Raw genomic sequence first — 24,968 nt, 5'->3', positions numbered from 1 at the left:
GGTTCCTTCTGCCGTACCTTCTACCGCTCGGAGCGTAGGTCCGCCGCGTGATCGGGTACGTACGTCTGGAGATCGCGCGGTGGGCGACGGTAGCCGGAAGCGGGTGGCCGCGTCGGCAGGTCGAGGTCGGGCGGTGGGACGTCCCGGTACGGAACCGTCGACAGGAGGTGCGCGATCATGTTGAGGCGTGCGCTGCGCTTGTCGTCGCTCTCGACGATGTACCAGGGCGCCTCCGTGATGTCCGTGTGCACGAGCATCTCGTCCTTCGCGCGCGAGTACGCCTCCCAGCGGGTGATCGATTCCACGTCCAGAGGCGACAACTTCCAGCGTCGGGTGGGGTCTTCGAGACGGCGTCGGAAACGCTGTTCCTGCACGGCGTCGCTCACCGAGAACCAGTACTTGCGCAGCAGCACCCCGTCCTCCACCAGCAGCCGCTCGAAGATCGGGCACTGGTGGAGGAAGCGCCGGTGCTCGGCAGGCGTGCAGAAACCCATCACGTGCTCCACGCCCGCCCTGTTGTACCAACTCCGGTCGAACAGGACGATCTCGCCCGCCGTGGGGAGGTGATTCACGTACCGCTGGAAGTACCACTGCGTACGCTCGCGCTCCGTGGGCGCCGGTAGCGCGACGATCCGCGCGACCCGGGGATTGAGATGCTCGGCGACCCGTTTGATCGTGCCGCCCTTGCCCGCCGCGTCCCGCCCCTCGAAGACGACGACCAGCCGGGCGGCCTCGGCACGCACCCACTCCTGGAGTTTCACCAGTTCCGTCTGCAGCCGGTACAACTCCTGCTCGTACGCAGCCTTGTTCACCGCTCCACCCCGCATTCCTTAGCCCAACACCTCATACGTACAGCGACGTTACGGAGAAGGACATGACCGGGGTCAAGCGTCCGGGAAGCCATCGGCTTTCGGCAGTGACCTCTTGGCCTCCTTGCCGTAGGCCCGAAGACGTACGGCCCAGGGGGCCGGGTTGCCCTAGGCGGGAGTACTGAGCAACCGGGGTCGTCCTCGGGCAGGTGTGGCGGGGGCGCGGGATCAGGTGTCGTGCAGGGCGTACACGAGACCGTCGTCGAGACTGTCCTCCAGGCCCTTGCGGAAGGCCGTCTCGTACGCGGTGTCGCCGGCGGTCTCGCGTGCCCGGCGTTCGCAGTCCTGGCGGGCGGCGATGAGTTCGGGGACGCCCAGTTGGTCACGGCCGATGGCGTTCCAGGTCTGCTGGCCGATGCCGAGGAGGCGGGCCGCCCGTCGGCCCTGGCCGGTGGCGGCCGTGATGGATGCCAGCAGGTCGATGGAGGTGCCGATGCCGATGCTGTCGCGGAGGAGGGACTTGGCTTCCAGTGAGGCGCGGCCGTACGCGGCCGCCTCGTCCAGTCGGCCCAGACCGAGGGCCGCCAGTCCGCCCACGTAGTCGGCGAAGGCCCGGGCCCACCGGTCGCCGCAGTCGAGGCACTGCGTGCGCATGGCATCGGCCGCGGCGACGGCCTGGGCGAACTCGCCCAGGTTGGTGTGGGCGAACACGCGGATCGTCCACACCAGGAAGCGTGCTCCGCTGTAGGCCGCGCCATGGTCGCGGGTGTACGGCGCGGCGTCGAAAACCGCGGCGGCCCGTGCGGGCTGTCCGCTCAGCCCCAGGAATCCGCCGTCGAGATGGGCGGCGGCCACCAGCATGGCCGGGTCGGCGGCCGCCTCGGCGGCGGGACGGAGCTCCCGCGCCATCACCGCGACGGTGTCGAGGTCTCCCTGACCCAGGGCGATCGCGCCGCAGGCCCACACCGCCTTGCTACGAGCCGCGCTCGGCGCCGGAGACCGCCGCAGAGCGCGTTCGAGGTAGTGGCGGCCTTCGTGCTGGAGACCGCAGGCCAGCCAGCGGAACCACAGAGCTCCGGCCAGCTCCAGGGCGGCGCCTCCGTCGTTCCCCTCGCCGAGGCAGAAGTCCAGCGCGGCGCGGTAGTTGGCGTGGTCGGCGTCGGTCCGCTCGTGCCAGGCGATCTGCTCGGGGCTCATCCAGGCGACATCCGCGCGCACGGCCAGGGCCCGGTAGTGGAGGCCATGGCGACGGCGCAGTTCCTCCTCCTCTCCCAGGTGGCGCAGCCAGTCGGCACCGAACTCGCGCAGCGTGTCCAGCATTCGGTAACGGTCCCCGCCGGCCGTGGGCTGCCAGGTCACGATCGACTTGTCCACCAGCTCGGCCAGCAGGCCGGGCAGAAGCGGACCGGGCAGATGACGGTCGGCGCACACCGCGCGGACGGCCTCGGTGTCGAAGGTTCCGGCGAACACCGAAAGGCGGGCCCACAGCAGTCGCTCGGCCGGACGGCACAGCTGGTGGCTCCAGCCGATCGTGGTCCGCAGGGCCTGGTGCCAGGGCGGCTCGATCCCGCGCACCAGCGCGTCGCTCTCGCCCAGGATCGCGAACCGGTCATCGAGGCGGTCGATCAGTTCCCTGACGGACATGTCCCCCAGGCGCGCCGCGGCCAGCTCGATGGCCAGGGGAAGGCCCTCCAACCGCCGGGCCAGCGCCGCCAGTTCCCCCCGCCCCGCTTCGTCGAGGGCGAGGCCCGGGACGCTGCGGTCGGCGCGCTCGGCCAGCAGCACCACCGCATCGGCCCGCGCCGCGGCAGGGTCGTCAGGTCGAGGGACGGACAGCGGCTCGATGGTCCGCACCGCCTCACCGGGAACGTTCAGGGTGCGGCGGCTCGTAGCCAGAACCCGCAGCCCCGGCGCCGCCCGCAACAAGGCCTCGACAGTGGGCCCGCCCGTGTCGGTCAGGTGCTCGCAGGTGTCCAGGATCAGCAGCAGCTCCCGGCCGGACAGGTAGTCGGCCAGGACGTCGAGCATCGGGCGGGTGGACTGGTCGGCCAGCGGCAACTGCTCGGCGATGGCATACGGCAGTGCGTCGCCCTCGCGCAGCGGCGACAGCTCCACCAGCCACACGCCGTCCCGGAACACCGGCCGCAGACGGTCCGCGGCTTCCAGCGCGAGGCGCGTCTTGCCCACTCCACCGACCCCCGTGAGGGTCATCAGACGCTCCGGCCCCGCGCACCACCGCAGCACCTCCGCCAGTTCCGTACGGCGGCCCACCATGCGTGTCGTCATCTCCGGCAGATTGCCCACCAGCCGCTGCTCGCCGCCCACGATCGCTCCCCCCGCTGCTGCCGACACATCACCGTGCAGGTCGGGCCCGCAGTCTGCCGCTTCTCCGCCCCACCCGATGTCCACTGGAGAGAAAGTGACCCGGAACGTGGGAAGCGGACCGAGACAGTGGGGGAAGTGGGCGGATCCAGGCATCCCGTGCACGCCGACCGACCATTGACGTACATCTCAACACCTGCCCCCGCTCCCGGAGTTGTGAGGGCCGCGCGGTCCGGCGCGTCAGCGTTCGCCGGGGGAGGGTGGGTCGGACCTGCCCAGGTGAGGCAGGAGCACGCTGGTCACGCCGGACAGGTCGAGGATCCGGCGGACAGGGCCGCTGACGGCGAGCACACGGATGCTGCCGCCCGCGGCCGCTGCCCTGCGCTGGAGACGCAGGAGCAGGTTGACGCCGGTGGAGTCGGCGAAGCCCACCTCGGCGAGGTCCAGTTCGCAAGGGCGCTCTCGTAACGGATCCAGAGCCTGTTCGAGATGAGGTGCGGTGGCGAGGTCGAGCTCGCCGCGGACACGGACCAGTACAGCTCCGTCGACATCGACGATCCGGATGAGGAACGGAGTCGGTGAGGATGGTGTGGTCACGCGATGGGTCCCAACGTGCCTGCCCGGTATGCGTGTTGAGGCTCCATGTCAGCACCGGGGCGTGGCTGCTGGAACCTGGTTCGGCGAGCACCTCCACGGTGGTGTGCCTGTTGAGCCCGCAACCGTGCCCCGGGCAGTTGCAGGTGTCCAACTGTGTGTCCCGGGGCGGGTGTTGTGCCCATGTTGGCATATGACATGCCGTTTCGGTTGAAGGAGGAGGGTACCCGTCCTTCCGCCTCCCAGTCCCCGGGCGTGCCGCCTTTTCAGGCGGCCGGAGTCATGTCGCCGATTGCACGACTCCGGCTTTCCGGCCGCAGCGCATGTTCTGGGGGCACTCCCGCGTCCTCAGGCGCCGCGGCCGGAGCGGCGAGGGCGCGCGAACAGGCCGCGCTCCCTCGATGGAGCGGCCCCGCCGACGTTCGGGACACCCCGATTTCCGGCGGGGCCCTCACGCGCGCTCCCCGGTCGCCCTGGCTCGCTGAAGTCCCCGTCGGCATCAGCCCGTTGTGGACCGTTCAGAGGCTCCGATGCCTGTCGGGACGGCAACTGCGACAACGATCCGCGGGAGCGGGAGCGGGAGCGGCAGTGGGTGTGGGAGCGGCACTGCGCGTGGGAACGGGAGTGGGCCTGACGGAAGCGGCGGGAACGATGCTCACACCCGGTTGCCGCGGGGAGCGCGCAGGGCTTCGACGGCGAGGCGGGCCGCCGTGCCGATGGCCGCGTCCGCCGCCGGCTGGTTCACGGCCGTACGGGCAGCGCGGGTGAAGACCGCGACGGCGTAGCGGCCACCGTCCGGATACTCGACGACCCCCACCTCATGACGGAGCGTCGGAAGCGTGCCGGTCTTGCCCGCCACCCGTACGTCGTCGAAGGGAAACCCGGACGCCAGGCGATGCGGCCAGACCTGGAGGCCGAGCATGGAACGCAGCTCTTCCGCGCGGTCCGGCGAGCACGCCTCGTCGTGCCACACCGCGGCCAGCAGTTCGGTCATCTCTCGTGGCGTGCTGCGGTTGGTACGCGCGGGGTCGAGCACCCGCAGACGGGCGAGAAGGCCGGGGTCCACCAACAGACGGGCCTGGTCGCCGTCGCAGTCCTCGTCGATCGCGGTGAGCAGGTCGCGCGTGGTGTGGAGGGCCACCGTGCGGCGCAGGCCCAGGTCGGCCATCTCCTGGTTCACGGCAGCGAGGCCGATGCGGGCGTAGAGCACGTCGGCGGCGGTGTTGTCGCTGACCGTCAACGCGAGGGCGAGCAGGTCACGTACGGACATGCGCGCCGGGTCGCGCATCATGGCCAGGCCCGTGCCGCCGGGGGTGCGGCCCTGAGCAGGGACGTCGACCGGTTCGGTCGGGTCCAGCCGGCCGGCATCGGCGAGCCGCTGGAGGGCGACCGCCAGGCACAGCTTGTGCGTACTGGCGGTGCTGACCGGGGTGTCGGAGCCGAGCTCCACCTCGCCGTCGCCGTCCAGGTCGCGCGCGTGCAGGTGTCCGGTGACACCGGCATCCGTGAAGACCGCGCGCAGCCGGGCGCGCACCGCACCCGTCGTCCTTGCGCTCATACGGTGAACCCCACCCTGGGGACCGGCACCCCGGCGCGCCGCGCCAACACCGTCTGTGCCACCGGGACCATACCTCCGTACTCGGTCAACGCCTGCTCCACCACCGTTGCGAACAACCGCACCGCCGGATCGTCCTGGCGGCTGCGCAGCCAGGCCGCCGAGACACGCTCCAGCAGGGGCGCCCCCGCCAGCTCCCGCCACACCGCCCCGGCGGGCACCTCCCAGTCATGAGGGGCGAACGCGACAGCCGTGCCGGAGAGAACCATGCCGACGACGAACGCCGGGTCCCGGCCGGCGATCACCGTACCGGGCTCGAAGCCGTGTCTGCGGCAGGTGGCCAGGATCTCGTCATGCAGCGCCGGACCGGAGCGGCGAGGAAAGAGCACCAGGTCACGCCCGGCGAGCTCGGCCAGAGACAGCGGGGTGGCCGCGCCCGGCGGATGCGTGCCGTCGTCCGGGACGACCGCGCCCAGCGGACGGCACAGCACCTCTCCCAGGCCGAGTCCGGCGAGGTCCACGGGGTGGCGCAGCACTCCGGCGTCCAGGGTCCCGGCCGCCAGTTCGCCCAACTGCGCCTCGGCCCCCATCTCCCGCAGTTCGAGGCGGACCCCGGGAGAGCCCTCCCGGAACCTGCCGACCAGCGCCGCGACCACCGCGCTGCCCAGCTCCGGCGGCACGGCCGCCCGCAACAGGCCGGCCGCGCCGCTGCGCACCCGGGCCGCCGCCCCTCCAGCGCGTCGGCGCACTCCAGCAGAGGCCGGGCCTCGGCGAGCAGCAGTCGGCCGCCCTCCGTCAGGTCCGCCCCGCGGCTCGTGCGGTCGAAGAGGCGGATCCCGAACTCCTGCTCAAGCCGCTGGATGCGCTGCGACAGCGACGGCTGTGCCATCCCCAGCCGCGCCGCGGCCCGCCCGAAATGGCGTTCCTCGGCCACCGCCACGAAGTAGCGCACATGCTTGATGAGGTCCATTAGCAGGCATCATAGGCATACGGCTATGAAATTTGACGGGATAGGACTGTTGGACACCGTCGTGATCCGCCTGGTGTGATCCGGACATGTCGCATCCCAGACGCGCCGCACGCCGGCGCCGCCCCCTCCTGCTCCTCGTCACCGTCCTCGTCCTGGTCGCGGGTGCGGGCACGGCCGCCTGGCGGCTCCTGAGCCCGAGCGGTACGGACGACGACCGGGCCGTCGCCGTCGACGCCTTCCTCGACGCATGGGAGAGCGGCGACGCCGAGGCGGCCGGTCGGGCCACCGATCACCCGGCCGACGCCACCGCCCGTATCGCCGCACTCGCCAAGGACCTGCCCGGCACACGCTTCGAACTCCACCGCGGCGCGCTCGACGGCGACGCCTACGACCTCCGGGTCACGCTGCGCCTCAAGGGAGGCGACCGTTTCACATACACCTCCTCCGCTCCCTTCACCCGGGCCGGCGACCGCTGGCAGGTGAGATGGAGCCCGGCCGTCATCCATCCCCGGCTCACGGACGGCAGCAAGCTGGCGGTGGCGGACGGCACGCGTCGCGCCAAGATCCTCGCTGCCGACGGCACGTCGCTCGGCGGGCTCGCCCCCGCCCTGGTCGGCACGCCCGGCTCCAGTGGCCTCCAGTACCGCTACGACCGGCAGCTGGCCGGCCGGTCCTCCGACAGCGTGGCGATCGTGGGCACCAGCACCGGTCGCACGCTGGCCACCTTGCACACCCCGAGCGGAACCGGCGGCCGTGCCGTGCGCACCACCCTCGACATACCGACCCAGAAGGCCGCCGAAGAGGCACTGCGCGACCTGTCGAAGAACGCGGCGATCGTCGCGATCCGGCCGAGCACCGGAGAGATCCTGGCCGCCGCGGACAACCCGCCCAGCGGTGAGAACCGCTCGCTGCGCGGCCGCTACCCGCCCGGCTCCGACTTCAAGGTGGTCACCGCGGCGGCGCTGATCAGCGGGGGAATGAGCACCAGCACGCCCACGCCCTGCCCGAAGTACGTGAACGTCAACGGACAGAGCTTCGAGAACCAGGACCTGTTCGAACTGCCCGCGGGCGCCACCTTCGCCGACGACTTCGCCCACTCCTGCAACACCGGAATCATCGCCCAGCGGAACCGGCTGACCCCGAGCACGCTGACCGAGACCGCGAAGGCGTTCGGTATCGGGCCGACCTGGGACGTCGGAGCCGTGACGTTCGACGGTTCGGTGCCGGTGGCGAACAGCGCCAACGACCAGGCTGCGGCGATGATCGGGCAGGGCCGCGTGCAGGCCAGCCCGCTGGTGATGGCGTCGGTGGCGGCCACGGTCAAGGACGGCACGTTCCGGCAGCCGGTGCTCGTCCCCGCCGCCGTCAAGAAGCGCGCCCAGGCACCCGCGAAACTCGCCCCCGCGGTCGCCGGGCAACTGCGCACGCTGATGCGGGCCGTGGTGACGGAAGGTTCGGGCAAGGCGCTGCGCGGGATGACGGGCGAGCCCGGCGCGAAGACCGGCACGGCCGAGTACGGCACCGACACCCCACCGCGCACCCACGCCTGGTTCATCGGCTACCGCGGTGACCTCGCGTTCGCGGTACTGATCGAGGACGGCGGCTCCGGCGGCAAGGACGCGGGACCGGTGGCAGCGGCGTTCCTCGACGGGATCAAGGGGTAGCGACGGTGATGCCTCGTCGACCCGTGCGCGGATCGCGAGGGGCCGCCCGAACCACGGCGGGCGTGTCGGACCTGACCGTCCGACTGTCAGGGACGCCCGTACAGGTGCCGGACGGCCTCCCCCTCGCCCTGGGTCGTCCGGCCCGACAACGCTGTGCAGGACGTAGGCCCAGGGATACCGTGGAAGGCGCCGTCCCGTTCCTCTGCCGTACGGGATCGACCACCATGTCGCACCGGAACTCTCCGCACACCCGTTACAGGGCCGCAGCGTTCTCCGTACAGCGTGCCCTCGGCGAGCCGATGCGTCCTGCGGGACAAGTCAACTGGTCCCGCCCCCTCTCGCCACCAACTCCACGCCCTGACAGCCCTCATGGACGTACCGCTCCTTGCCGGCAGTACTCCCGCCGGCCCGGCTCGGCACGCAGCGGCCCGCAGGTCGCTGAGGCGCCCTGCCACGAGGGTGGGCCTTACCGCATCGCACCTCGCCGCATCCGCCACCGACACGGAAAGCAGAAGCAAGCATGAACTGCTACGACTGTCACCAACTCGGGAAGACGACCCCGGCCATCGCCTCCTGCCGCAATTGCGGTGCCGCACTCTGCCCGGATCACATCAAGGTCACCGCCCAGGACATCCACCGGCATGAAGGCATGGGCCTGTCCACCCTCGACCAACCGGCCCGCCGCCTCACCTGCTCCACGTGCCACGAAGCGGAGCACCAGCTCTGATCGGCTCTCGAACCGCCGTCGAGTACCCAGGACGACGCCGCCAGTGCGCATGACGCCTCCAGGTCGGCCGGTCGACCTGAACCTTCCGGTGGTGCCACGGACTCGGGCCGCGCAGCGCATTCCCTGACCAGATGTCAAGTGGTCAACCGCGCCGAATCGGTACGTGGCGACGCCGGGAGGTATCCGGAACCTTTGGGCAGGACTACGCTGCTGAGTGAAGCCCCAATCCCCGGCATCAGCGATGAGTCATTTTCCGCTCCAGGGAGGCTTCCCGTGTTGGTTCTGCTCCTCATCCTCTTGGTGGTTCTGTTCGGGCTCGGGTTCCTCAGTCCCCTGTGGTGGGCGGCCGCGGCCCTGCTGGTTTTCGGGCTCGTCCATTACGGCCGCGGAGGCACCGGCAGGTGGGGTCGGCGAAGCGGCTCCGACTACGAGGAATACCGGGACGAGCGGGATCGTGAGGCCCGCTGGGACCGCCGCTACCGGCGCCAGAACCGAGGGCGCCGACTCCGCCAGGACCGACGGGACCACGAAGACCACAGGTGACCCGAGGACCGCCTGCCCCGGCATGCCGGACGGCAGCGTCAGGGGCACCGAATTCCGTGCCGAGCCCTACGGCGATCCCAGGGCGCCGACCGGCGACGAGTGATCCGCCGACCACACAGCCCCTACGGGGAGGGAGCCATCGTGATTCACGCAGCCGATGTCCGGGAATGGCGCGACCTCGCAGTCGTCGACTCCGCGGCGCACAAACTCGGTGTCCTCGAAGCGGTCTATGTGGACACCACCACCGACGAACCGACCATGGCCACCGTACGCACCGGACTGCCCACCCGGCGTCGCCTGCTCTTCGTCCCTCTCGGCGACGCGACAGCGGGCCCTGGCTACCTCAAGGTTGCCTATGCCAAAGCGCTGGTGAAGACGGCCCCCTCGATCGGTGTCGACGACGTCCTGCCCGCAGAGGGCGAGGAAGCGATCTTCAAGCACTACGGGTTGCCCTACGAGCTCGGCACGGCGGGGGAACGGCAACTCGCCCGCCGATAGGGCCTGTGGCCCGCCGGGGCCTGAGCCACGGTTGTCGTCTCTGCGTTGTGAGGTATGCACCATGCACGAATCGGCCACGGCCCACGAGGGGCCGCTGCTGTTCACGGTTGCGGCACGAGAGGCGGCCCTCATCGCCGAGATCCACGAACTCCGCGTGGAGAACGAGCAGTTGAACAGGGCGATGGTGAGCCGCGCGATGATCGACCAGGCGCGCGGCATGATCATGGTCCTGGCGCACTGCTCCAGTGAGCGGGCCTGGGGCCTGCTGGTGGACATCTCGCAGCATCGCAACGTCAAGCTCCGCGACGTGGCCGCGGCCCTGGTGGCCACGGGACGGGACTGTCCGCGTCCGACTCTCGAACAGATATGCGGCGAGCTGCGGCGCGCGCTGGAACGCTTCGACAGCCGCTAGTGCCCTGACCGGGAAGGTTCGCCGGGTTGAGCGGGCGGTGGATGGCGTGATGGCTTCCGATGAGGGAGATCTGCCTCATAGGATCTTGAGCCCAGGCTCGGATGTCGGAGGGCGATGATGGAACTACCGCGGATACGCCTCGGCAGCGACGACGTGTGGGTGGAACTGGCTCGGACCGATGGCGACACCTGGCAGGTCACTGCCGATTGGTGCTCGTGGCTGACGGCTGACTTCACCGCGGATGTCAGCGCTGCGGAGGTCATGGACTTCGCGGCCCGCGTGCTCTCTCACCTGCGCGCGCCGTCGGGTGGACGCTTTTCGGTGGCGGTGACTCCGGGCCGGAGCAATCCGATGACGTTGAAGGCGGAGCCCGTCGGGGACGGTTTCGCCTTTTTCGTGCGTCTGACTCCCAACGGCGACGACGGCGTGTGTCATTTGCAGATGGAGATCGATCCGATCGCCACGTTGGAACTTCGTGAAGCATTCGATGCGCTGCACGCGGCGCTGGTTGTCTGACCCGCCGGAACATCTGGTCAGGCCGCCATCGTGAGCGGGCGTCCGCCCCATCGGATGCCCTTCTCGCTGCGGATGCGGGCGCGTTCCCTGCGTTCGGCGGCCAGGACGTCACGATGGCGGGCGTTGACGTTGCGCCAGCGCAGGTAGGCGTGCAGAGCCTTGGTCTGCACGATGTGGTTGGGGTGGTGGGAGTTGGCGATGGTGAACTGTCTCAGCGGTCCGAAGTGGGCCTCTATGGGGTTTGCCCACGAGGCGTAGGTCGGGGTGAAGCACAGCTCGACCTTGTTCTTCTTCGCCCAGCGGCGGATGTCGGCGCCCTTGTGGGCAGACAGGTTGTCCAGGATCACGTAGATCGGTGCGCCGTCGGGGCGGGCGGCACGGATCGACTTCAGCGCGGCCAGCGTGTTCGCGGCGCCCTTCTTGCACCGGTTGACGCCCCACAGGCGGTCGTCCCCAACCGAGTAGCAGCCATGGAAATAGCGCACCCCGTGGGTGCGGTGATATGTGGCGGGCAGTCGGCCGGGGCGCTTTCGTTCGGCCCAGCACGAGCCGGCGGTGGGCCGGATCCCGAGCGGGCCGAACTCGTCGAAGGCGAAAACCCGGTCGGAGAAGCGGTGAAGGACCTCTTCGATCCGGTCCAGCTTCGCCTCGCGGTCCGGGTCCGGCGACTCCTTCCATGTCTTGGTGCGCTGGAAGGTAACGCCGCGGCGGGCGAGCAGGCCACGTAACGCCTCGCGGCCGATGCGGATCACCCGGCCGTGAACTTTCCGCAGGTAGGCGACGAGCTTGCGCAGCGACCAGCGGGTGAAGGGCTGGCCGAGCTTGGTGGGGCGGGTGATGGCCGTCTGGATGACGAAGTCCTCGTCATCACGATCGAGCAGGCGGGGACGGCCTCCCGCCCACCGAGGGTCCAGGCAGGCCAGGCCGATCTCGTTGAACCGGTGGATCACATCGCGCACGGTGTCCTCGTCGGCCTGCACCAGCTTCGCGATCACCGGTGCCCGGTTCCCGCCGGCCGAGGCCAGCAGCATCATCGCCCGCCGGTACCGCACCGAACTGGTGCTGCCCCGGCGCACGATCTGCTGCAGCTTCTGCCCTTCCTGGTCAGTCAGTCTGCGCACCCGAACAGGCTCAGCCACCGCACCCCCAACGGTCGGATCGGACGTCACCGCACATCCAACCGCCACCACCAACAACCCGGCGAACCTTCCCGGTCAGGGCACTAGCTGTATTGACCCGCAGGGTTGTTGACGCGGGTGATGGGTGGCTGGCCGCCGAGTGCGGTGTGGCTGCGGTGGTGGTTGTAGGTGTGCAGGAAGTCTGCCAGGGCCGCGGTGCGTTCGTCGTTTGAGGTGTAGAGCCGCAGGTAGGCCCATTCCTCGAGCAGGGTGCGGTTGAAGCGTTCGACCTTGCCGTTGGTCTGGGGCCGGTAGGCGCGGGTGAGCTTGCCACTCGCGCCGAGTTCGGCCAGGACGTTCTTCCAGGCCAGGCCCTTGCGGTAGGCCCAGGCGTTGTCCGTCAGCACGCGTTCGATGCGGGTGATGCCCATCTCGGCGAAGAACGCGGCGGCCCGGGTGAGGAAGGCCGCGCAGGTCGCGACCTTCTCGTCCGGGTGGATCTCGCTGTAGGCGAGGCGGGAGTGGTCGTCGACGGCCGAGTGGATGTAGTCGTAACCCATGTTGTTGCGGGTGACGCGGCCGGCCTGGCGGCCCAGGGCCTTGTGGCCGCCGCCGTCGGGAATCCGGCCGAGTTTCTTCACGTCGATGTGGATCAGTTCGCCGGGCCGGTCGCGTTCGTAACGGCGGATCACGGTGCCGGTCGGCCGGTCCATCCAGGACAGCCGGTTCAGCCGGTGGCGGGTCAGAACGCGGTGCACGGTCGAGGCGGGCAGTCCCAGGATCGGGCCGATCCGGGCCGGCCCGAGCTTGCGGTCGGTCCGCAGCCGGCAGACGTCGGCCTCGATACTCGCCGGGGTCCGGTGCGGTGTCGTCAAAGGCCTGCTGGAGCGGTCGGCCAGGCCCGCCCCGCCCTCGGCTCGCCACCGCCGGAGCCATTTATGGGCGGTCGCCCGCGAGATGCCCATCTCGGCGGCGACATGGGCGACGGGACGGCCGGACGCGGCACGTTCGACCAGCAGGCGCCTGCCGTGCACGGTCAGCCGGGCATTACGGTGGGACACGAAGACCTCCGTGTGGTGCAGTCCTAGACACCTCCACCACATCGGAGGTCTTCGCCATGTTCAAGACCCGCCAGTGTCAACAACGCTCGTGATCAATACAGCTAGCGGCGGCCGAGGGCGGCACCAGTAGCTGTTGTCCCAACTTGCCGGTGCCTTCGTCCGGGCCGGCCTCGAACGCTCGAACCGAGTAGCCCGCGCCGCGGCTCGCAAACCCGGCAGCTCCATGGTTGTTCCTCCTGCCTTCCTTCTGGCCGGGCCTCCGGACGAGATCGGCGCGGTCCGACGGCGACGGTGGGACATTTCGCGAGGGACTCCGCTCCCGGTGCCGTCACCGGCGAACCGGCCACCGTCCGCGGCCTCCCTCGACGGCACGGGTCCGGCCGTCACAGCATCCCGCCCGGCAGGGTCGGCGAGAGTCGACGTGATGCCTTGCCGCACGTCGTGGGGAAGGCGCCAGGGCACTGGAAAGAAGATCCATGAGGTGATCCGGTCCATCCGGCTCACCCGGTCCATCCGGTCCATCCGGTCCTGGAACGTCCGAGACTCCCGTGAGCTGGAATGCGCAACCGGTCAGCTCGATCATCCGCGTCCCTGGCGGCACCGTCTCCAGGTTCCTCCGGGGGGCCCCTATGACTTTGGTCAAGGGAAACGGGGGGTGCGTCGAGTCGGTGAGCCGGGGCAGCATGGCGGGGTGGCTGATCTGCTGTGGGATGACGTGAAGTGCTTCTTCGACCCGGACTTGATGGGGTCGCTGCCGGACGTGCGTGTCCCGGATGCCTCGGTGGAGGACTGGCAGACGGTCCTTGATCTTGTCGCAGAGAAGGGCTGGAAGCGCCAGTACTCCGAGGGAGAGACGGTGCTTCCAGTGCCCCGGGCGGAGGCCGTGCTGTCCCGCCCGGCGGATGCCGAGTGCCCGGACCTGCATGTCTGGCCGACTGCCGACGTGTTGGCGATCTTCCGCTTCCATGCTGCCGATGAAGTCGACTTCGACGTCGACCTGCGGGAGTTGCAGGGCCAGGAGCGACTGGATGTGTTCTGCGACTTCCTCCGGGAGATCGGTCGGCGGCTGGGTAAGCCCGTGCTGATGGACCCGGAGGGCGACGATGGCCATCCGGTGATCGGCTTCGACGTCGAGGCCGATCGAATCGTCCTCCTCGCAGACCCGCAGGTCAGGTGACTGCGGCCGACGGCTGCGGTTCATAGAAGGTTCCGTCGCGGAGCATCGCGAACAGGACGTCGGCCCTGCGGCGGGCGAGGCAGAGCAGGGCCTGGGTGTGGTGCTTGCCCTGGGCGATCTTCTTGTCGTAGTAGGCCCGCGATGCCGGGTCACCCAGAGCGGCGAACGCGGAGAGGAAGAAGGCCCGCTTGAGCTGCTTGTTTCCCCTCCGGGAGGGCTGTTCACCGCGGATCGACGACCCGGAACTGCGGGTCGCGGGGCGAGTCCGGCGTATGCGGCGAGGTGGCCGGCGGTCGGGAAGGTGCTGCCGTCGCCGACCTCGATCAGGATGCGGGCTCCGGTCCTGACGCCGATGCCCGGCATGGACGTCAGGACCTTCGAATGAGGGTGGTCCTCCAGCAGTTCCTCGATCCGCCCGGCCAGCAGCTTGCGCTGATCGAGCACGGCGGCGAGCGATCCGGCCAGACTCGGGACGATCAACGCGGCCGCTTCGGTCCCCGGAACGGTGACGGCCTGCTCGTCCAGCGCGGCGAAGATCTCCTCGACCAGCCGCTCGGCCATCCTCGGCGCCTTCGGCCGCAGCAGCGTGACCAGCCGCCGACGGCCCGCCTTGCGTATCTGTGCTGGTGAGCCGAACCGCTCCAGCAAGGCCAGGACGGCAGGGTGCTGCAACCGCGGTCCCAGCACCCGTTCCAGAGACGGATGGATCTGGGTCAGCAGGCCGTGCAGCCGGTTGGCGACGCGGGTGGCCTCACCGGCCAGGTCGTCGTCGAACCCGACGATCATCTCCAGCTCGGCGATCGTCTCGTCCTCGCCATTCTTCCCGGCCGGGGTGACGGCGGTGGCGTGGTGTTCGCCCTTGCCGACGTCCAGGCCGAGGAAGACGTCGATGTCGCCGGTGTCGATCACGTGCAGGCCCCTCCACTCACGCTTTCGTCCGGCCTTGCCTCGGCACCGAGCTGCCACATCCACGTTACGGAGAGCTCTTCCGGCTCGGGTGAAGCCGGTGCTCAAGCCCCTCATCAGCGGTCCGTCGATGCCTCCGGACCCGGTGACACCACCCCCCCCCGGATCATGAACAACAAGGGGGGGGAAGTCATGCCGGACCCGAAGGCCGGAGGCCCCATTGCGGAGCCACGGAAAAGGTAACGGGGGGCACCGGGCGATCGGACGAAGAAGGTCCGCTCCCCGCAGCCATCCGCGCTGAGCGACGGCGGCCCCGCCGATGACCAGGACGTCCGTACTCTCGGACCGGTCCCCATCCTGCGCCGCACGTCGGCCGAGGCTCCGCCCGTTCCCAAGTGCTGGACGGCGAGCGGGATTTGGCGGTACCTGTGTGCATGCTCGCTGTGCTACACGGTACTTGGAGACCGGTACAGCATGCGGCGACCGCAGGTCGCTCGGGGGCCGAGAGTCCGTGAAATTCCAAGAAGGTGGCGTCGACGTGACAGAGCCGAGCAGCCAGACACAGTACAACGCCCAACCCGACGAGCCCCGCACCGCCGTCGGCACGACGCTGCACGCCGGGGCCAGGGGCCCGGCGGCGACCCGCGGCAGGACGACGATCGCGGACGGAGTCGTGGAGAAGATCGCGGGGATCGCGGCAAGCGAAGTGCCCGGAATCCACGCACTGGGCGGCGGGTTCAGCCGCACCATGGGTGCGATGCGGGAACGGGTCCCCGGGGGACGCTCCAGCGCGGGGCGCGGCGTCAAGGTCGAGGTCGGCGAGAAGCAGACCGCCATCGACCTGGAGATCGTCGTGGAGTACGGCGTGAGCATCACCGACGTCGCCGCGGATGTGCGCGAGAACGTGATCGCGGCGGTGGAACGCATGACAGGCCTCGAAGTCGTCGAAGTGAACATCTCCGTCAACGACGTGCACCTGCCCGAGGAGGACACGAAACGGTCGGGCGAGGGACGGCTGCAATAGCGCTCCGGGGCGGCCGGGAGTTCCTGAAGCCTGTCGCGCAAAGCGTTGATCGACAGTTCTGCGCCGTGAACAACGTGCAGCCGCAGCTGGAAGAGCTGCTGTTCGGTTCGGTGGAGAACATGTCGGTGGAGTCGGTCGACGTAGTTGACGCTGTCGTAAGAGTGGAGGCCCAGTCCACGGCCAGGCGGGCAGCCTGTTCGGGCTGCGGGTGCTGGTCGAGTCGAATACACGGCTCCTACCCGCGGTTTCCCCGTGATCTACCCACGTCAGGCAAGCTTGTCGTCCTGTCGTTGCGGGTGCGTCGGTTCCTCTGCGTGGAGGGCTCCTGCCCGCGCAAGACGTTTGCCGAGCAGGTGCCCGAACTCACCCGTCGGTTCGGGCGTCGGACTGAACGGTTGCGATCGACGCTCGTATCCGTCGGTCTCGCGCTCGCGGGACGGGCTGGCGCCCGAATGTCCGACGCCTTCGGCGTACGGGTCAGCCGGAACACGTTGCTGAGGCTGATCACCTCGCTGCCGGATCCGCCCACCGCCACGCCGCGCGTGCTGGGCGTCGACGAATACGCTCAGCGCAGGGGCCGGATCTACGGAACTGTTCTCGTCGACGTCGAGACACGCCGTCCGGTGGACCTCCTTCCGGACCGGGAAGCAGACACCCTCGCGGCCTGGCTGTCCGAACGACCCGAAATCGAGATCATCTGCCGGGACCGGGCCCTCTTCTACGCGGAGGGCGCTACCCGCGGCGCTCCTCAAGCCGTGCAGGTCGCCGACCGATGGCATCTCTGGCACAACCTCGGGGAAACCGCCGAGAAGTGCGTCTACCGGCAACGTGCCTGCCTGCGACCTGCACCCGAATCACCGGTGGTGGCAGACCAGGTGTCGGAGTCGCCCGCGTCCTCGCCGTGGCCAACGGGCCACCGGTTCGCCGAACGCACTCGCGCTAAGCACTCCGCCATCCACGCGCTGCTGGCCGCCGGTCACAGCAAGCGGGCCATCGCCCGGCAGCTCGGCATGGGCCTCAACACCGTCCTCCGCTTCTCCCGCGCCACCGAGCCGGAGCAACTGTTCACCGGACAGTGGCAAAGCCGCCTCACCGAGCTCGACGCCTACAAGCCCTACCTCGACCAGCGATGGCAGGAAGGCTGCACCAACGCCTGGAAATTGTGGGAAGAGATCAAGGCACAGGGCTACCCGGACGGCTACGGCAACGTCCGCGCCTACGTCAGACGGAACCTACGTGGCAAGCCCCAGCCGGTCGGCCCCGGACGCCATCCACCCGCGCCGTCACCCGCTGGATCCTCACCCGCCCCGACGCCCTGGCCGAGAGCGACCGGCTCCAGCTCAAGGCCGTACTGGCCGGCTGCCCCGAACTGGACGCACTCACCGAGCATGTGCGCTCCTTCGCCCACACGCTCACCCAGCTGCAGGGCCACCAACTGCCGGCATGGATCGAAGCGGCAACCTCCACCGACCTGCCCAGCCTCCAGCGATTCGCCCGGCACCTGGAAGGCGACCTCGACGCCGTCATCGCCGGACTCTCGCAGCCGTGGAACTCCGGAGTCGTCGAAGGCCATGTCAACCGGATCAAGATGCTGAAGCGTCAGATGTTCGGCCGAGCCGGCTTCGAACTCCTCCGCAAGCGCGTCCTGCTCTATTCCTGAGTTTGCCGTTTACCATTCGGCTCCGGCGAAGGCGGTTCGTCATCGGCGGCGAGGGTGACTTGGGCAGTCGATGACCAAGGCTCCCGGGGCGGATCCCAGCTCACCTCGACGTCGGTGTCGTGGAAGTCGCGCGTGAGTTCCGTCACCATCACCGCCGTTGCGGCCCGCGCGTCCTGCGGGTCGGTGTTGATCGGCACGTCCAGCCGACCGCAGAGATTTCCGCTTTCGGTGAGGACGCTGGTGCGCCAGCCCTCCGGCGTCGCAATCAGGAAGATCCCCTTCGGAATGCCCCAGGCGGGCCGCTTCTTCTTCTCCTTCTTGCGTCTCACCATGCCGCTATCCAACATCGTCGAGTTCATGGTGATGAGTCTGGGTGGAGGATCACCCGCCACCGCACGGTTTGGTGCTTGCCTTGCACAGCAGGCTGAGATCCTTCAGGGCAGATCGTCGATGAGCCCGAAGCCCTCCGGAAACTCCTCCAGGAATTCACGGCGAGCGGGGTTGGTCTCGGCAGCTGCCATCTCCCCGAGCAGGGCGATCAGCTCCTGCTGCTGATCACTCGGCAGCGTGCTGACCACGTGGGCAACGCCCTCCATGACCTTGACCGCGTCGTCCTGATCCATCTGCTCGTCTTCGCTGCCGTCGATGAACCACAGGGCATCGACCAAAGCCTCGGCCAAGGCACGAGTCAGGGACGGATACGAGGACGTCACAACGGTCTCCCAGCGGATCAACAGCAGAGTCCGGCCATCCCACCACACACCACTGACATCACTATCCGTGAGGCTCCACAAGAATTGGACCAGAACCCATTCTCGTGAACAAAGCCAACGGTCCGTCCCCCGAGCGGCTGCGTGAGCAGTTCGAGGGGGTGATCTGGCGGTTCCGTACCAGTAGTCAGTGGCGGGAGATGCCAGGTGAGTTCGGCCCGTGGCCGACGGTCTACGGCCGCTTCCGGGTCTGGAGGGACGCCGGCGTCTTCACCGCACTGCTGGAAGGCGTGATCTCTGAAGCCGCCCGCCAGGGGAAGGCTGACTTGTCCCTGGTCGGCGTGGACTCCACCACCGCCCGCGCTCACCACGACGCTGCCGGGATATGCATCGGCAGGGAGGTCATGGACGCTCTCGAGGAAGCCGCCGCCGAGCAGGAGCGGGCCCGGCAAAAGGGGGCGGCCCGCCGGAACAGAACGGGCAGGACAGCGGTGCCGGCCCCGAGCGGGAAGAGCAGCGGCGCATCAGGCGGCGGTGCAGACTCCGCCTGAAGGAAGCCCTGCTTGGCAGGTCCCGTGGCGGGCTGACGAGCAAGGTTCATCTCGCCGCGGACCGCAAGTGCCGTCCGTTGTCGTTCGTCCTGACCGCGGGGCAGGCCGCCGACAGCCCGCAGTTCGTCCCCGTGCTGCAGCAGAAGGTCCGGGTCCGTCTACCGGTCGGCCGTCCCCGGACCCGGCCTGGGGCTGTCGCCGCGGACAAGGCCTACTCATCCCGCGCCAACCGCGCCTACCTGCGCAAACGCAACATCAAGGCAGTCATCCCGGAGAAGAAGGACCAGGCCGCCAACAGGAAGAAGAAGGGCAGCCGGGGTAGCCGGCCCACATGCCACGATGCCGATCTCTACAAGGAACGGAACACCGTCGAGCGCCTGATCAACAAGCTGAAAGCCTGGCGGGGCATCGCGACTCGATACGACAAGATGCCCGAAAGCTACCTCGCCGGCCTCCACCTCCGCGCCTCGATGATCTGGATCAACGACCTCCTGAAGACAACCACCTGATCACGACGTCACACAGGCCCTAGTCGGGGATTCCTGGCATGCCCCAATGGGCGGCTCTGTCGCCGACTTTGGCTTTCGGGCATGTGTGGCGCCATGTCGTGAGGGCCGGGGGGCGGCCCGGGCGTCCGAAGAGGAGCTGTCTGCCGTGCAGGCTCAGGCGGAGTTTCGCCAGGTCCAGGACGTTGTCGTGGATGAGGAGGACACGGGCTACGTGGTGGGGGTCGTGTTCGGTGATCCGCCCGCCGACGCGGCGGAGGCGGAGTCTGGCAGGGCCGTCGGCTTCGCCCGGGACAACGCGCGCCTCGACCAGACGCCGTCGGTCCCACGCCCAGTACGCGATCTCCCCGAGCAGGTAGAGGACACCTGCGTAGAGGACCCATGTGGCGTTCGAGTCCGTCCACAGCAGCAGGCCGAGGAAGCCGAGGCAGCCGGCCGTCACCCCGATGCGCCGGAGCCGCGGAACCATCTGCATGCTCTTGTCGTCCGCGTCCCAGAGCAGGTCTTCGCCGGCAGCCATGCCGCCATCATGGGCCCTGCCCGTCATCGTGGATACCCCGCCGCAGCGAGCAGGAACGGGCGAACCGGCCGCTGACGGGCGGTCCTCCGCGATTGCTTCCCTGCCGAGTTCCTCGAAGGGGACTCCCCGGCTCTCCGCCCGGCAGCCGATTGATCACGACATCACACGGGCTCTTAGGGCCCGTCCGGCGGATCAGGTCGCGTCGGACCCGCGCCTGCGACCCGATCCGCCGGACACGACTCAGCTCGCCCGTCGGGCGGTGCCGTCGCCGAATGCCCCCTTCGCACCCGGGATCGCGTTCAGCAGGCGGCCCCACTCCGGGTACATCTCGACCTTGTGGGTGTGCAGGGCGAGGATCCTGGCGTCCAGATCCGGGTCGGGATCGTCCGAGAAGCGGAACGCGGCGAGCTGCTGAAGGTGCGGGATGATCAGCCAGTCCCCTTCGATGTGCGCCGGTTCGTGCAGGTAGCGCTCCAGAGCGGCCAGGTTCGGGACGCCCGCGCAGTACACGTGCGTGAAGCCTTCGGCGGGGTCGCCGAAGTACCGGCCGACGGTCGCGAACGCGACCGGCTCCGTGCTCGCCGTCCGACGCATCGCGGCGAGCACCGCCTCCTTGTCCGCTTCCGACGTGCCGTCCTTGAAGCTGAATCGCAGGGTGTTCACGATCATGTGGCGCTCCTTTCGGATCTCCTCAATCTGAACTCACTGGTTCAAGTTAATGGTCCGACTGGTCGGATAACACGGGTTCCGGAAAATGAACCAGCGGGTTCAACTCGGCCCGGGGCGGCGGTAGTCTGCCGCCGTGACGCCAGTGACCACGGCCGCCGCCGGACGCCCCGCCCCTCGGGGGCGCATCGACAAGCGGCAGGCCATCCTCGACGCCGCCTTCGACGTGTTCGCGCGGCGCGGATACGCGCAGGCATGTGTGCGGGAGATCGCCGACGAGGCCGGCGTCGCCAAGCCGACCGTCTACAACCATCTCGGAGACAAGGAGAATCTGTTCCGGCACGCGATGGCGGCCGCGGCCGACCTGGTCATGGCGGAGAACCTCGCTGTCGTCGAGCGGCTGCGCGAGCCGGGCGACGATCTGCGGGCCCGGCTGGAGGACACCGCGTACCGGCTGCTGAAGGTGTGCTGCGGTGAACGGGCCGGTGCGCTGCGGGCGCTGACGTATGCCCAGCTCGCAGCGTTCCCCGACCTGGCGGAGGTCGTGCAGGCGCGTACGGCGGGGCGGCTCGGCGAGGCGCTGGCCGACCGGTTCGCACGCCTGGCACTCGCCGGATGGCTGCGCACCGAGGATCCCGCGCGTGCGGCCGAGCAGTTCCTCGCCCTGCTCACCGGCCCCATGGAGGCCCGCTCGCGGCTCGGCACACGGGTGGTGGGGGTCGCCGAGACGCGGGAGATCGCGTGGTCGGCGGTGGACACGTTCTTGCGGGCCTACGGCAGCGAAGGTGTCCAGTCGGTATCCGGCTGATCATGTGACTGCCTGATCGCCGACTCGTTGTGCCTGGCGTGGGGCGGGGTGAGGTGACGAATGCCGAGTGGGTCGGGCTGGAGCCCATGCCGTCCGGCTCTCACCCCGGTGCCTGGCAGGGGAGGGACAGCCGTTGCAGGTCCTTCGCCATTTGCTCGGGCGCCATGGTGTCGGTGACGGAGAGGCCGTTCGAGGCGAACCTGCCAGCGTAGGCGGTGGCCCACTGGGGGACCGGCGGGTCAAGGCGTGGTCTGCTTCGCGGCGTCTTCCGGCAGTAGGGCCAGGAGTTGCCGCGTGTGACCGGGAAGCTCGGCGTCTGCGAGCCCGGCGATCAGGTCCGCCAGGCGTACGGGCTGATCGACCAGTACCTTTCCGTTGGACAGGAGCAGGGTGGGTACCAGGGTGTTGCGCTCGGTCTCGCTGAGCATCGGGCCGGCGAGTGCGCACAAGGCGTCTGCCTGGACTCGGATGCGGTTGCGCAGCCCCACGTTGCCGCCGGCGAGCGTGATGACGCGGTCGAGGGTCCAGGTGTCCTGCGCCGTGCGGTTGTCGTACGTCGTGGTCGCTCCGGTGGCGGCGGCGCAGACGGCGCTGATGGTGGCCGCGTCGATGAGGGCGACGTGCGCCAGGATCTGGTCGGCGTCCCATGCGCCGTCCGGCGGAGCGGGTCGGGTGTCGTCGCATGCGGCCACGGTGGCCGCGGCGTCCAGCAGTGCTCGATAGGCGTCCTGGAGCGTGATGGTGTCCATCGTGGTCTTCCCTCCACGGGTGTGGGCGGAGTGGGTGCGGGGGAGGGGTCGGTGCGGGGCGTCATGCGGACGCGGGCGCGCCTTGGAGGGCACTGGGGAGGGTGGATCGCTTGAGGCGTGGCCGCGAGCCGCTTCCGGCCTCGTCCTGGCGCGACACCTTCTGGTCGTTCGCGGCCACGCCTCAAGGGTGTCGTGTCCAGACCGAGCCGGCAGGCCCGCGCGGTCACTGCTGGTGCGCTTCCCCCTCGGCCGCCTCCGCGATGCGTTTGATCCTCGCCAGGCGGCGATCCCAGTCGGATGCGAGCGAGGCCATCCAGTGGGCCGTGGCGTCGAGCGCCTCGGGGCGTACGGTGAAGCGCACCTCGCGTCCGACCTTCACGCTGCCGACCAGTCCGGCCGCATCGAGAACTGCCAGGTGCTTGACCACCGCCTGACGCGAGATGGGAAGGCCGCCGGCGAGCGTGGTCGCGGTGGCCTGGCCCTGCGACGAGAGCAGGTCCAGCATCTGACGACGAGTCGGATCGGCGAGGGCGGTCAGGACGCTGTCGACGACGTCGCCGTCGGGGGAAGGGAGATCCACCACGGTGGGGTCACGCGGCCCGTGCGGCGAGAGTGTCGAGGCACTGCTCCCATCCGCCGGTGTGGTCCTTGATGACGTTGCGGCGGTTGTCCTCGGATGTCGGCAGGGCGTCGAATCCGCTCTCCACGACGCGCAGCCGGGTGCCCTCGCCCTCGGGGGTCAGGGTGAACTCCACGAGCGTCGAGTTGTCCTCGCGCAGCTCTTCGCCGGGGAACGCGCTCACCCACCGGTACGCCAGGTAGTTCGGCGGGTCGGTCTTCTCCACGCGGATCGGGAAGGCGCCGTGTTCGGAATGCCGGGCGATCAGGGACTGGCCTTCCGTGGCTTGTGTGCCGCGCACGCTCTCGTCGTCGGTCGCCCAGAACCCGGGCTCGGCCACGAGCGGCCAGACCTTCTCCGGTGCTGCCGCGATGACGATTTCGCGCTCGATGCGGGTGTTGGTCATGGCGTACTCCCTCGCTGTCCTCTGCCTCAATTGGATGTGCAACTTCATGGTTGCACAACAGCACGTCATGCGCAACCGCCGGGTTGCGTGTCGCTGGATCTCGCGCCTCGGAGCTCGTGACAGGACCACGAGTGTGAGCCTTCATGGGCGGCCGCTTCGGGTATCCGTACCGACGCACTGACGCCCCGTTGACGGAGCGGAGCGGTCGGACCAGTCCTGGTCGGCCCGGGACCGTCGAGAGGGCGACAGCCACGGCGGATCGTGGAAACGTCTACGTCGACATGGTCGGCGACCTGTCCCACCCGGGGCACGTCGCGCTGTTCAGAGCCGCGCGTGCCTTCGGGGAGAGGCTGAGCGTCGGGGTGCTGTCGGACGAGGTCGCCGCCAGGTACAAGCGCAGACCCATCGGGACGCCGGCCGGAGCGGGTCGCCGCGATCGAGGCGTGCCGGTACGTCGATGTGGTTCTCCGAGACGCGCCTTATCGCCTCTCGAACCAGTTCCGTCCTCGGCACGGCATCGACGTGGTCGTGCATGGGGACGACTTCTCGGTGGACGCGATCCTCGGTGGGCGCGATCAAGGACGTGTTCGGCCCAGTGGCCGACGCCGGGAAGCTGCGCCTGGTGAGGTACACGGCCGGTGTCGCCACGACCGAACTCGTCCGACGGTTTCGTGCGGCGGATCCGTCGTGAGGAGGTCAGGCACAGGGGGCGCCGGCGATGACCTCGCGCGGATCGCGCGGGAGATCCTCCCGGCACGGCGGGTATGTCAGAGGTGCGTGCCACCGTGTGGTCGTGCGGGCTCCCGCGGAGCCATCCGGATCGGTGCTGGAGGAGCAGAGTGACGGCAGAGGCTGAAGGTTGGGTTGGCATCGGCTGGGACTGGGCCGACGTCCAGGACGTCCGCCGACGCCTCGATCGGGGTGCCGACCCGGAGGCATGGAGTGGGGGACGGCCTCTCCATCGGGCCGCGGCGTCCGGCTCTCCGGAGGTTGTCGCGGAGCTGGCTCGGCGAGTTGCGGACGTGGACGCCCTGGAGAACGGAGTGACGGCGCTGTGGGAGGCCGTCGTGTCCCGGAAGCCCGACAACGCACGGGCTCTGGTCGCCGCCGGGGCCGACCCCTGGCGGGAGTCGATCGGTGGCTGGTCGCCAGGTCGGCTCAGCCTGGCCGGGCCGAAACCAGGCTTGTTCAGCGTTCCTTCCGGTCAGCGGCTGAGCGGTACGGAGCGCGCGGCAGCCGAGGAGGCCGTGCGGCTCGTCGGAGCACTCGGCGACATCTATGCCGAGGGCACGGGGCTGGCCTGCGTCACTGGGATCGACGCGGCCGAAGCGGTGCGCCGCTTGGAGGCGACGCCCACGTCGGACGAAGACATTCATGAGTTGCTGGAGGACCCGTACGCGTACGACGTGGACGAAGCGCTCCAGGTCGTCGGAGTGACGTCCGTGGCGGGTGGCTGCGTCGTGAGCCAGCCTTGGGGATACGCGCCACGGATGCCGGGCGTCCTCACCCGGCTGTCCGTCGGGACCGTCTGCTACGGCCTGTACGCCAACCCCAAGAGCGGTGATCAAGGCAGCATTTCCCGTGATGGTTCCGTCTCCGCCTGGGACTTGCACCCGGGTGGTGAGCCGCAGGAGGGAAACACCTCCGAGGAAGTCCTGGCCGCCTACCTCTACTACTGCAACGCGGTGGCCTACTCGTGCGCCTTCGCCGGCCTGCGCCTGGTCGATGCGCGCGCGATCGTCGGGCGTCCCGATCTTTGGGTGCGACTGCCAGAGCGCGACCATTGGAGACTTTGAGACTTTGAGACTCTGGGACTCTGAGGCGCTGAACGGGCCGGTGCGAGCGGCAACCTTCGCCTGCGAGTCTCGCGCCGCCTG

At 69.4% G+C, this 24,968-nt stretch carries 23 protein-coding genes and 5 pseudogenes; 12 read left to right on the top strand and 16 right to left on the bottom strand.

Annotated features, from left to right (window positions below; all coding sequences use genetic code 11):
* Positions 1 to 20 precede the first annotated feature (20 nt).
* The 6 genes and pseudogenes from ppk2 to V2W30_RS01115 form a co-directional block, all read right to left on the bottom strand.
* Positions 21 to 827 carry a polyphosphate kinase 2 gene (gene ppk2, locus V2W30_RS01140; protein ID WP_338692842.1) on the bottom strand — a complete coding sequence of 269 codons (807 nt, stop codon included), beginning with the start codon at positions 825 to 827 and terminating at the stop codon, positions 21 to 23.
* A 210-nt stretch (positions 828 to 1,037) separates the two neighbouring features.
* Positions 1,038 to 3,134: an ATP-binding protein gene (locus V2W30_RS01135; protein ID WP_338692840.1), complete on the bottom strand. Its 2,097-nt coding sequence runs from the start codon at positions 3,132 to 3,134 to the stop codon at positions 1,038 to 1,040.
* Positions 3,135 to 3,371: 237 nt separating this feature from the next.
* Positions 3,372 to 3,728: an STAS domain-containing protein gene (locus tag V2W30_RS01130; protein ID WP_338692838.1), complete on the bottom strand. Its 357-nt coding sequence runs from the start codon at positions 3,726 to 3,728 to the stop codon at positions 3,372 to 3,374.
* Positions 3,729 to 4,380: 652 nt separating this feature from the next.
* Complete coding sequence (locus V2W30_RS01125) at positions 4,381 to 5,283, bottom strand: serine hydrolase (protein ID WP_338692836.1); 903 nt, start codon at positions 5,281 to 5,283, stop codon at positions 4,381 to 4,383.
* Entirely contained in the window at positions 5,280 to 5,996 is a 717-nt protein-coding gene (locus tag V2W30_RS01120) for a LysR family substrate-binding domain-containing protein (RefSeq protein WP_338692834.1), read from the bottom strand. The genes V2W30_RS01125 and V2W30_RS01120 overlap by 4 nt, the downstream gene beginning before the upstream one ends.
* A gap of 125 nt (positions 5,997 to 6,121) precedes the next feature.
* Positions 6,122 to 6,250 (bottom strand): annotated as a pseudogene (locus V2W30_RS01115) (helix-turn-helix domain-containing protein); the annotation flags it as partial.
* Between the two features lie 86 nt (positions 6,251 to 6,336).
* Here V2W30_RS01115 and V2W30_RS01110 point away from each other — a divergent pair.
* The 5 genes from V2W30_RS01110 to V2W30_RS01090 all read left to right on the top strand — a co-directional run bounded on the left by V2W30_RS01110 (position 6,337) and on the right by V2W30_RS01090 (position 10,610).
* Entirely contained in the window at positions 6,337 to 7,914 is a 1,578-nt protein-coding gene (locus V2W30_RS01110; protein ID WP_338692832.1) for a penicillin-binding transpeptidase domain-containing protein, read from the top strand.
* A gap of 520 nt (positions 7,915 to 8,434) precedes the next feature.
* Positions 8,435 to 8,641 (top strand): DUF2180 family protein, encoded by a 207-nt coding sequence (locus V2W30_RS01105; RefSeq protein WP_338692830.1) that lies wholly within the window; start codon positions 8,435 to 8,437, stop codon positions 8,639 to 8,641.
* A 684-nt stretch (positions 8,642 to 9,325) separates the two neighbouring features.
* Complete coding sequence (locus V2W30_RS01100; protein WP_338692828.1) at positions 9,326 to 9,682, top strand: PRC-barrel domain-containing protein; 357 nt, start codon at positions 9,326 to 9,328, stop codon at positions 9,680 to 9,682.
* Between the two features lie 61 nt (positions 9,683 to 9,743).
* Positions 9,744 to 10,094, top strand: a complete 351-nt coding sequence (locus tag V2W30_RS01095) for an ANTAR domain-containing protein (protein ID WP_338692826.1) — start codon at positions 9,744 to 9,746, stop codon at positions 10,092 to 10,094.
* Between the two features lie 114 nt (positions 10,095 to 10,208).
* Positions 10,209 to 10,610, top strand: a complete 402-nt coding sequence (locus tag V2W30_RS01090; RefSeq protein WP_338692552.1) for a hypothetical protein — start codon at positions 10,209 to 10,211, stop codon at positions 10,608 to 10,610.
* A 17-nt stretch (positions 10,611 to 10,627) separates the two neighbouring features.
* Here the strand turns inward: V2W30_RS01090 and V2W30_RS01085 are convergent, their stop codons facing one another.
* Entirely contained in the window at positions 10,628 to 11,749 is a 1,122-nt protein-coding gene (locus tag V2W30_RS01085) for an IS630 family transposase (protein WP_338692551.1), read from the bottom strand.
* An 83-nt stretch (positions 11,750 to 11,832) separates the two neighbouring features.
* Positions 11,833 to 12,789 carry an IS481 family transposase gene (locus V2W30_RS01080; RefSeq protein WP_338692824.1) on the bottom strand — a complete coding sequence of 319 codons (957 nt, stop codon included), beginning with the start codon at positions 12,787 to 12,789 and terminating at the stop codon, positions 11,833 to 11,835.
* A gap of 691 nt (positions 12,790 to 13,480) precedes the next feature.
* Here V2W30_RS01080 and V2W30_RS01075 point away from each other — a divergent pair.
* On the top strand, positions 13,481 to 13,966 hold the full coding sequence (locus tag V2W30_RS01075; RefSeq protein WP_338692822.1) for a hypothetical protein: 486 nt from the start codon (positions 13,481 to 13,483) through the stop codon (positions 13,964 to 13,966).
* Here V2W30_RS01075 and V2W30_RS01070 read toward each other — a convergent pair.
* Positions 13,959 to 14,938, bottom strand: a pseudogene (locus V2W30_RS01070) (IS110 family transposase). The gene V2W30_RS01075 and the pseudogene V2W30_RS01070 sit on opposite strands and share 8 nt — an antisense overlap.
* A 472-nt stretch (positions 14,939 to 15,410) precedes the next feature.
* Here V2W30_RS01070 and V2W30_RS01065 point away from each other — a divergent pair.
* Entirely contained in the window at positions 15,411 to 15,896 is a 486-nt protein-coding gene (locus V2W30_RS01065; protein WP_338692820.1) for an Asp23/Gls24 family envelope stress response protein, read from the top strand.
* Positions 15,897 to 15,961: 65 nt separating this feature from the next.
* Positions 15,962 to 17,556: pseudogene (locus V2W30_RS41455) on the top strand (ISL3 family transposase).
* On the opposite strand, the gene V2W30_RS01050 reads toward V2W30_RS41455, so the two are convergent.
* Positions 17,547 to 17,915, bottom strand: a complete 369-nt coding sequence (locus V2W30_RS01050) for a hypothetical protein (RefSeq protein WP_338692818.1) — start codon at positions 17,913 to 17,915, stop codon at positions 17,547 to 17,549. The pseudogene V2W30_RS41455 and the gene V2W30_RS01050 overlap by 10 nt on opposite strands.
* Positions 17,916 to 17,990: 75 nt before the next feature.
* Positions 17,991 to 18,269 carry a hypothetical protein gene (locus tag V2W30_RS01045; RefSeq protein ID WP_338692816.1) on the bottom strand — a complete coding sequence of 93 codons (279 nt, stop codon included), beginning with the start codon at positions 18,267 to 18,269 and terminating at the stop codon, positions 17,991 to 17,993.
* A 119-nt stretch (positions 18,270 to 18,388) separates the two neighbouring features.
* Between V2W30_RS01045 and V2W30_RS01040 the strand changes: the two are divergent.
* Positions 18,389 to 19,326, top strand: a pseudogene (locus tag V2W30_RS01040) (IS5 family transposase); the annotation flags it as partial.
* Positions 19,327 to 19,345: 19 nt separating this feature from the next.
* Here V2W30_RS01040 and V2W30_RS01035 read toward each other — a convergent pair.
* On the bottom strand, positions 19,346 to 19,843 hold the full coding sequence (locus V2W30_RS01035; protein WP_338692814.1) for a hypothetical protein: 498 nt from the start codon (positions 19,841 to 19,843) through the stop codon (positions 19,346 to 19,348).
* Positions 19,844 to 20,083: 240 nt separating this feature from the next.
* A complete protein-coding gene (locus V2W30_RS01030; protein WP_338692812.1) occupies positions 20,084 to 20,512 on the bottom strand; it encodes a Dabb family protein in 429 nt (142 codons plus the stop codon).
* A 133-nt stretch (positions 20,513 to 20,645) separates the two neighbouring features.
* Between V2W30_RS01030 and V2W30_RS01025 the strand changes: the two genes are divergently transcribed.
* Positions 20,646 to 21,317 (top strand): TetR/AcrR family transcriptional regulator, encoded by a 672-nt coding sequence (locus tag V2W30_RS01025; protein WP_338692810.1) that lies wholly within the window; start codon positions 20,646 to 20,648, stop codon positions 21,315 to 21,317.
* Positions 21,318 to 21,556: 239 nt separating this feature from the next.
* Here V2W30_RS01025 and V2W30_RS01020 read toward each other — a convergent pair whose 3' ends face one another.
* The 3 genes from V2W30_RS01020 to V2W30_RS01010 all read right to left on the bottom strand — a co-directional run bounded on the left by V2W30_RS01020 (position 21,557) and on the right by V2W30_RS01010 (position 23,091).
* Positions 21,557 to 22,066, bottom strand: a complete 510-nt coding sequence (locus V2W30_RS01020; protein WP_338692808.1) for a hypothetical protein — start codon at positions 22,064 to 22,066, stop codon at positions 21,557 to 21,559.
* A gap of 223 nt (positions 22,067 to 22,289) precedes the next feature.
* Complete coding sequence (locus tag V2W30_RS01015) at positions 22,290 to 22,646, bottom strand: metalloregulator ArsR/SmtB family transcription factor (RefSeq protein WP_338692806.1); 357 nt, start codon at positions 22,644 to 22,646, stop codon at positions 22,290 to 22,292.
* 10 nt (positions 22,647 to 22,656) lie between these two features.
* The gene (locus V2W30_RS01010; RefSeq protein WP_338692804.1) at positions 22,657 to 23,091 is read right to left on the bottom strand and encodes an SRPBCC domain-containing protein; all 435 of its coding nucleotides are present in this window, start codon (positions 23,089 to 23,091) and stop codon (positions 22,657 to 22,659) included.
* A 429-nt stretch (positions 23,092 to 23,520) separates the two neighbouring features.
* Between V2W30_RS01010 and V2W30_RS41450 the strand changes: the two are divergent.
* Both V2W30_RS41450 and V2W30_RS01005 read left to right on the top strand, forming a co-directional pair.
* Positions 23,521 to 23,934: pseudogene (locus V2W30_RS41450) on the top strand (hypothetical protein); the annotation flags it as partial.
* A complete protein-coding gene (locus V2W30_RS01005) occupies positions 23,931 to 24,887 on the top strand; it encodes an ankyrin repeat domain-containing protein (RefSeq protein WP_338692802.1) in 957 nt (318 codons plus the stop codon). The pseudogene V2W30_RS41450 and the gene V2W30_RS01005, both read left to right, overlap by 4 nt.
* Positions 24,888 to 24,968 lie beyond the last annotated feature (81 nt).

The organism is Streptomyces sp. Q6 (genome assembly GCF_036967205.1).
Taxonomy (GTDB): Bacteria; Actinomycetota; Actinomycetes; order Streptomycetales; family Streptomycetaceae; genus Streptomyces; species Streptomyces citrinus.
Note: the sequence above shows the minus strand (reverse complement) of the source record. Positions and strands in the feature narration are given on the sequence as shown.